Raw genomic sequence first — 6,948 nt, 5'->3', positions numbered from 1 at the left:
CCCGGAAAACCATTTACGTACGCCACCGCCGACACGGTAGTGTCCAACCACGACCTCATTATTGTGTCCGGCACCGAGGCCGACATCGAGCGGTTCGCCGCTCTGGGGTCGTAGCGCCGGGTCATGCGCGTATCGAACCGTCAGTTCCAGGAAGGTCTCGACCTTCGTTGCGGGGCAACAAACCGTGAAGCTTAAAAGGTGGCCAAGATGACACAAGACAAACCCGATTTTCCCCGAATCAGCGCGCTGGTTCGGGCGGATGCGACCGGCGAAGTGATCATCGACGGTGTGCGCCAAATCGTTGTCGCTGTCGATGACGCCGGGGTGCGCGAAGAGATCGTTGCCGTGGCGACCGGGGTCGCCCGTGGACTCGAGGGGCCTGTGCGCCTCGAGGTCGAAGACGAGCAGGGCGTCTGGCCGCTTCTGATCCACCCCGACGGCCGCGTGGAATCCACCGGCGAGCTCATCTCCACCACCGGCCCGCTCGGAACGCACACCGCGGCCGTCTCGACCGCGGATGAGGCAGCTGACCAATCCGACACCGAGACCGACGCGCCCCGACCCGAGTCGGATCTCTCGTTCTCGCAGCTGATGGCCCCCGATGCCGACACCGACGCTCTCGCGCCGCGTTCGAGCCTTCGCTCGGTGGGCTTCGACACGGCCGCCCTGTCGTCGTTTGATTCGCCCCCGCTCTCGCCGGCCTACTCCCCGGCGTACACCCCGCCATACTCGCCCGTGGACCCCGATGACAGCGCCTCGGATGTCGCCTTCCTCAGCGCCCTGATGGACACACCCGCCGAACCGCAGCCGGAGACCCCGGCACCGACCCGAGCCAACCGCTCCGAGCACGCCGGCGCCCACGTGCCACCGAATCTGGCCGACTTCCTGAGTTCGCGCCCACCCGCCCCGGCCGGTCCGGCCCTGCAAGGCTGGCAAGGCGCCATCCGCCGGCTCAGCGGCGGACTCATCTCGGTGAGCCCGAGCTCGACGGAGCTGGCTCAGCGAAGCGCCATCTCGGCGGTGCAGCGCAGTCTGAGCGGGCCGCGCACCATCGTGGTGCTCAACCCCAAGGGCGGCGCGCACAAGACCACGGCGACCCTGCTCATCGCGGCGACATTCGGCATCTACCGCGGCGGCTATACCCTCGCCTGGGACAACAATGAGACCATGGGCACGCTCGGCGTGCGGGCGCAGTCGGCTCGGCACACCAACACGGCCGTGGACCTCCTGCGTGACCTCGATCGGTTCTCCGACGTGCGCTCGGCCCGGGTGGGCGACCTCGACAACTACGTTCGCAATCAGGGCGATGCCCAGTTCGACGCGCTGGCCTCCGACCTCGACCCTGCGGGCGCCGCGAGCATCGATGCGGTCGCGTTCCGCAAGCTGCACGCCACCCTCAGCCGCTTCTACCGGGTGCTCGTGATCGATACCGGAAACAACATGCGCGCCAGCAACTGGGAGGCCGCGGTCGACACCGCCGACCAGCTCGTCGTGGTCTCCACGATCCGTGAGGACACCGGTTATGGCGCTGCGTCGCTGCTCGACGGGCTCCGCCGCAAGGGCCACGCCGACAAGGTGGCCCAGGCCGTGACCATCCTGGCCTCACCCTCGAAGACCGTCGACCAGCAGCTGTCCGCTCGCCTGCACGATCACTTCGGTCAGCTCACCCGCGAAGTGCTCGACGTGCCGTACGACCCGTCACTCGTGGGCGGCGGGCCGCTCAACGTGGACACGCTCGCGCCACGCACCCGCGCGGCCTGGCTGCAGGCCACGGCGGCGATCGCCGAAGGGCTGTAGCCAGGGGCTGCCGGTCGAGGCGCGATCGAGACCCCGCAACCCGACCCGCAGACCCTCTCGCGTGGTCTCCTCAGGAGACACGGCGCCTCTCCCCATCTCGTTGGTCGAGGAGCGAGGAACGAGCGTCTCGAGACCGCGCAACCTGACTCGCAAACTCGGCTCACCGGGTCTCGTGTCTCGACAGGCTCGACAACCGGCGCCGTAGACGGCGTTCCTCGACCAGCGGAATGGGGAAACCGCGGCGCATCTCCCCCTCCCACGATGGCGCGCGGCGGGGGCTACGAGGCGGCGAGCTCGCGGGAACGTGCGAGGGCGGCATCCGTCGCGGTGTCGAACAGTTCGCGCAGACCGCCCTTCTGCAGCTCGCCGACAGCGCGCTCGGTGGTTCCGCCGGGGCTCGTGACCTGGCGGCGCAGTTCGGTGGGCGTCTTGTCCGACACGGCGAGCAAAGCACTGGCGCCGAGGAACGTGCCGTTCACCATGACGGCGGCCTGCTCCGGGGTGAATCCCTTGGCCACGGCCGTTTCGGTGAGCTGCTCGATGAGGTAGAACACATAGGCCGGTCCGGAACCCGAGATTGTGCCGAGGGCATCCAGTTGGGTTTCCGGAACAACGAGCACGTCGCCGACCGTGGCGAACAGGGCCTGCGCCTCGGCGAGATCCTCGGCCGTTGACCGCGTTCCGGCGCTCAGACCCGTGACGGCCATGCCCACAACGGCCGGAGTGTTCGGCATGGAACGGATCACGTGCACCGTGTCGGGCAGCAGCGACTCAAACGTGGCCACGGTCACTCCGGCGCAGACACTGATCACGAGGGCACCGGGCTCGAGGTGGTCGGCGATCTCGGCGAGCAGATCGGGCACCATATAGGGTTTCACGGCCACCACAACGATCCTGGCGCCGCTGATCGCCTTCAGGTTGGCGTCGGGGTCGGTCGCGGTGGCAAAGGCCGTGACGCCCTCCGTGCCGGTGAGCTCTGCGGCCTTCTCCTCGGTGCGGTTCGTGGTGCGGATGCCGCCTTCCACGTGCACTCCCGGCTTCAACAGCCCGGCCAGAACGGCGCGTGCCATGGAGCCGGCGCCGAGGAAAGCAATGGTGGGCAGGGTTACGGTTTTGGTAGAAGTCATTAGATCAGTGTACTTTCGCGCTCTCCGAACGCGCCGGATACGTCACAGAGGCCGCCTCTCGGATGCCGCGTCCTAGGATGGGCGCATGAGTGCATCCGGCGGAAACAAGGCAATCGTGGCGGCCTTCGCTGCCAACCTCGGCATCGCAATCACCAAATTCATCGCCTGGGGGGTGTCGGGGTCGGCCTCCATGCTCGCCGAGGGCGTGCACTCGGTAGCGGATGCCGGCAACCAGCTCCTGCTGTTGCTGGGCGGTCGAAAGGCGAAGAAGCGGGCAGACCTGGAGCACCCGTTCGGCTACGGCCGGGAACGCTACGTGTACGCCTTCGTGGTGTCGATCATCCTGTTCTCCATCGGTGGTGTTTTCTCGCTGTATGAAGGCGTGAACAAGTTGCAGCACCCACATCCGCTCGAGAACGCCTGGGTGCCGATTCTGGTGCTGCTGATTGCGATGGGGCTCGAAGGCTTCTCGCTGCGCACCGCCGTGAAGGAATCGAACCACCTGCGAGGCGACGAGAACTGGGTGCAGTTCGTGCGGCATGCCAAGGCGCCCGAGCTGCCCGTCGTGCTGCTGGAAGATGTGGCGGCGCTCACCGGACTGGTGTTCGCGTTCCTCGGCGTGGGGCTCACCGTCATCACCGGCGACCCGGTGTGGGACGCGATCGGCACCATCGGCATCGGGCTGCTGCTCGTTCTGGTGGCGGTCATCCTCGGCATTGAGACCAAGAGCCTGCTCGTGGGCGAGGGCGCGAGCGAGCAGGACGTCGAGGCGATCCACGCGGCCATCCTCGCCGGGCCGGAGACCACGCACATCATCCATCTCAAGACGCTCTATCTCGGCCCCGACGAGATACTCGTCGGCGCCAAGATCGCGGTTGATTCCGACAAGCGCTTCTCCGCGGTGGCCGCCGATATCAACGCCGTCGAGGAGCGCATCCGCGCGGCCGTTCCACTGGCCCGGGTGATCTACATCGAACCCGACGTGTGGTTCAACCCCGACCAGGCCAGCCCACCGACCGATGCGTTCGTGATCAGGGGCCTCGAGTAGGGCGCCTGGCGGGATCGTCGAAGAAGCTGCGCAACAGGGAGCCGCACTCGTCTTCCTCGACGCCCGGGAAGACCTCGACCCGGTGGTTCAGACGGCGGTCACGCAACACGTCGTAGACCGAGCCCGAGGCCCCGGCCTTCTCGTCCCAAGCGCCGAAGACCACCATGGGGATGCGCGCGGCGAGGATCGCGCCGGCACACATCACGCACGGCTCAAGAGTGACAACGAGCGTGCAGCCGGTCAGATGCCAGTCCTGCAGCGTCTGGGCGGCGCCCCGAATCGCGACGATTTCGGCGTGCAGGGTCGGATCGTGGCGCAGCTCGCGCTCGTTGCGACCCCGTGCGATCACGATTCCAGCGGCATCCACGATGACGGCCCCCACGGGCACGTCGCCGGTGGCCAGCGCCAGGCGAGCCTCGCCGAGGGCAAGGCGCATCCACTCAGCGTGTTGACCCATGTTCTTCCCTCCCGAATACCGCGGCGACCCGTGATCGGGAGCGCATAGAATTGAGCCTATGCGAGTCCACGTAGCCGACCACCCGCTCATCACGCACAAGCTCACTGTGCTTCGTGACAAGACCACCAACTCTCCCCTCTTCCGCTCGCTCGTCGAAGAGCTGATGACTCTCCTCGCCTACGAGGGCACCCGCGGCGTGCGCGTCGAGGCGGTCACCGTGCAGACTCCCGTGTCGCCCGCACAGGGCGTGCGCATCAGCGATCCCAAGCCGCTCGTCGTGCCGATTCTGCGCGCCGGCCTCGGCATGCTCGAGGGCATGGTCAAGATGCTTCCCACGGCAGAGGTGGGCTTTCTCGGCATGGCGCGCAACGAAGAGACGCTCGAGCCGACCACCTACGCCGAACGCCTGCCCGACGATCTGTCCGACCGTCAGTGCTTCGTGCTCGACCCGATGCTCGCCACCGGTGGCTCGCTGATCGCCGCCATCAACTTCCTGTTCGCACGCGGTGCCACCGACGTGACGGCCATTTGCATCCTCGCCGCCCCCGAGGGGCTCGCCGCGGTCGAGAAGGCCCTGGAGGGGCGCGAAGTGACCATCATTCTCGGCGCCGTCGACGAGCGCCTTGACGAACACGGCTACATTGTGCCCGGCCTGGGCGATGCCGGCGACCGTCTCTACGGTCTGGTCTAACCCGGCGCATCCCGCGCGCCCGGCACGGCTCCTACGAGCTGCGCCGGGCGCGCATCTGTGTCTGCCGCCGGCTCCTGCCGCAGCTTCTGCGGTTCACGGCACGCCGATGGCCCCAATATTCACTGAACTTTGACGAAATACTATTTGCTCAAAGATTCCTTCGCGAAACATCGTTTTTCCACGGATCCGCCCATACGCACCCGGTGTGATGGACGTGATGCGCGTCATCCCGCGTCATCCGGGGTCACAGAATTGACACACCACGTCACATTCGGCTTTACTCACATTTATGACAACCACCGCACACCCCCTGACCTCCCTCGAGGCCCCTGGGACTGCCGGCATGATGATGGCCGGGTCCCCCGCTGTCGCCTGTTGTCGAATGTGTCGCTAACCGACTAGTCGAACCGATCGAGTTCCTCACCCTCGTCGCCACGCTCTCCGTGAGCCGGCCGAGCGGCTGAACTCCACGAATGCTTGCTGTCTTCGAAGCCTTCGACACCCGGCATACGTGCCTCTCATGCGAACCTGCGGACGCCCATGGCGCCGGGTTCACCGCACCTTCACGCAAGGATTCCCCTCATGTCTCTCGCTCACATCCACTCCACCCGCCCCGCCCTCACGATCGTCGAGAAGCCGGCTCCCCGCATTCGTGCGGTGCCGCAGGCACCGAAGCTCGCGGCTTCGTGTTGTACGTCGGCTTGGACGAGGCCAAGGCGGCCGCGGCCGGAACCAGCCTTCACCGCGTCGTTGAGGCACTGAAGGCGCTGGCCAACGAGCTCGCACCGAGCGCCGAGACGTACGCGGCAGTCGCCCTCGCTCCCGAGGGCGCCGGCGGACGCGACGTGGATGTGGTGCGCCTCGCCCTGCAGGACCCATCGGCGCTTGCAGAACACCGCACCGAGCTCGAGGAGCCTGACCGCGCGCACAGCGGCGTGGTTGTTGACATTTCCCGCAAGCGCGTGATCCTCGACAACGAAACGGCCGCCCTCACCTACAAGGAATTCGAGCTGTTGCAGTACCTCGTGCTGCGTGAGGGCCGCACGATCGAGCGCACGGAGATCATCGCTTCACTATGGGATGCGAACGACGAGGAAGACACCCCGAACGAGCGCACCATCGACGTACACATTCGCCGCCTGCGCGCCAAGCTCGGCCGCTACGAGGACATCGTGCGCACCGTGCGGGGCGTCGGCTACCGGTTTGACCGTCACGCCGACGTGTCCATCCGCCAGGCCTCGACTCCGAGCCCCGACCGCTTCTAGCCACACGGCCGGTGCGGCGTCGCGCCCACCGGCATCCGCTTCACTCGCTCGTTCTGGGCACAGCTGCACGTGCGGACGGCATCGCGGGGTCACGTGCAGGCCTTGGGCGCCGGACGCCCTCTGGGCACGTGCAGAAGGCTCGTCATGTGCAGAAGGGTGGGCACGTGCGGAAGGGTGGGCACGTGATTGAGGGCCGGTCGTAGAATCTACGGCCGGCCCTCGTCCCTTGCACCAAGAGTGTCCTGCAATCACATTTCGCGTCTTCCGCCACAGCAAACGGTTGACGCCTAATGAACATATAACGAATGCGTAACGGGCGCCACCCACCACGGCGGATTTCTCCTGACAATTTGCTCCATGCCCACTCATGTGATCGCGCTCCTGCCTCACACGAGGCGCCTGCGGAGGAACCGCGGCCCGTTTCCGGGGGAACACGAGAAGAGCGGATGCGGTCCTAACGTCGCTGAGTCCCTATCCTTGTCCTAGACAGCTACGTCGAACCGTAGCGAAACGAGAATGGGCGGGAAACCAAGGTGGCAAACAGGGACGTGGCGGTACGCGCC

5 protein-coding genes and 2 pseudogenes are annotated in these 6,948 nt (G+C 66.6%); 5 read left to right on the top strand and 2 right to left on the bottom strand.

What is annotated here, in order from left to right; all coding sequences use genetic code 11:
* Nucleotides 1-114 (top strand): annotated as a pseudogene (locus JF66_RS22985) (TrkA family potassium uptake protein); the annotation flags it as partial.
* 93 nt (nt 115-207) lie between these two features.
* On the top strand, nt 208-1,797 hold the full coding sequence (locus JF66_RS11940) for a hypothetical protein (protein WP_035878208.1): 1,590 nt from the start codon (nt 208-210) through the stop codon (nt 1,795-1,797).
* A 278-nt stretch (nt 1,798-2,075) separates the two neighbouring features.
* Here JF66_RS11940 and proC read toward each other — a convergent pair whose 3' ends face one another.
* Nucleotides 2,076-2,924: a pyrroline-5-carboxylate reductase gene (proC, locus tag JF66_RS11935; protein WP_035878207.1), complete on the bottom strand. Its 849-nt coding sequence runs from the start codon at nt 2,922-2,924 to the stop codon at nt 2,076-2,078.
* Nucleotides 2,925-3,009: 85 nt separating this feature from the next.
* On the opposite strand from proC, the gene JF66_RS11930 reads away from it, so the two are divergent.
* On the top strand, nt 3,010-3,972 hold the full coding sequence (locus JF66_RS11930; protein ID WP_035878206.1) for a cation diffusion facilitator family transporter: 963 nt from the start codon (nt 3,010-3,012) through the stop codon (nt 3,970-3,972).
* On the opposite strand, the gene tadA is transcribed toward JF66_RS11930, so the two are convergent.
* On the bottom strand, nt 3,956-4,429 hold the full coding sequence (tadA, locus tag JF66_RS11925; protein ID WP_035878205.1) for a tRNA adenosine(34) deaminase TadA: 474 nt from the start codon (nt 4,427-4,429) through the stop codon (nt 3,956-3,958). The two genes, JF66_RS11930 and tadA, sit on opposite strands and share 17 nt — an antisense overlap.
* 58 nt (nt 4,430-4,487) lie before the next feature.
* Between tadA and upp the strand changes: the two genes are divergently transcribed.
* Nucleotides 4,488-5,120, top strand: a complete 633-nt coding sequence (gene upp / locus JF66_RS11920; protein WP_035878204.1) for a uracil phosphoribosyltransferase — start codon at nt 4,488-4,490, stop codon at nt 5,118-5,120.
* A 582-nt stretch (nt 5,121-5,702) separates the two neighbouring features.
* Nucleotides 5,703-6,385: pseudogene (locus JF66_RS11915) on the top strand (winged helix-turn-helix domain-containing protein).
* Nucleotides 6,386-6,948: the final 563 nt, after the last annotated feature.

Origin of the sequence: Cryobacterium sp. MLB-32, from assembly GCF_000738085.1 — a bacterium.
In the GTDB taxonomy this organism is placed as follows: domain Bacteria; phylum Actinomycetota; class Actinomycetes; order Actinomycetales; family Microbacteriaceae; genus Cryobacterium.
This window is presented reverse-complemented; position numbering and strand designations above follow the sequence as displayed.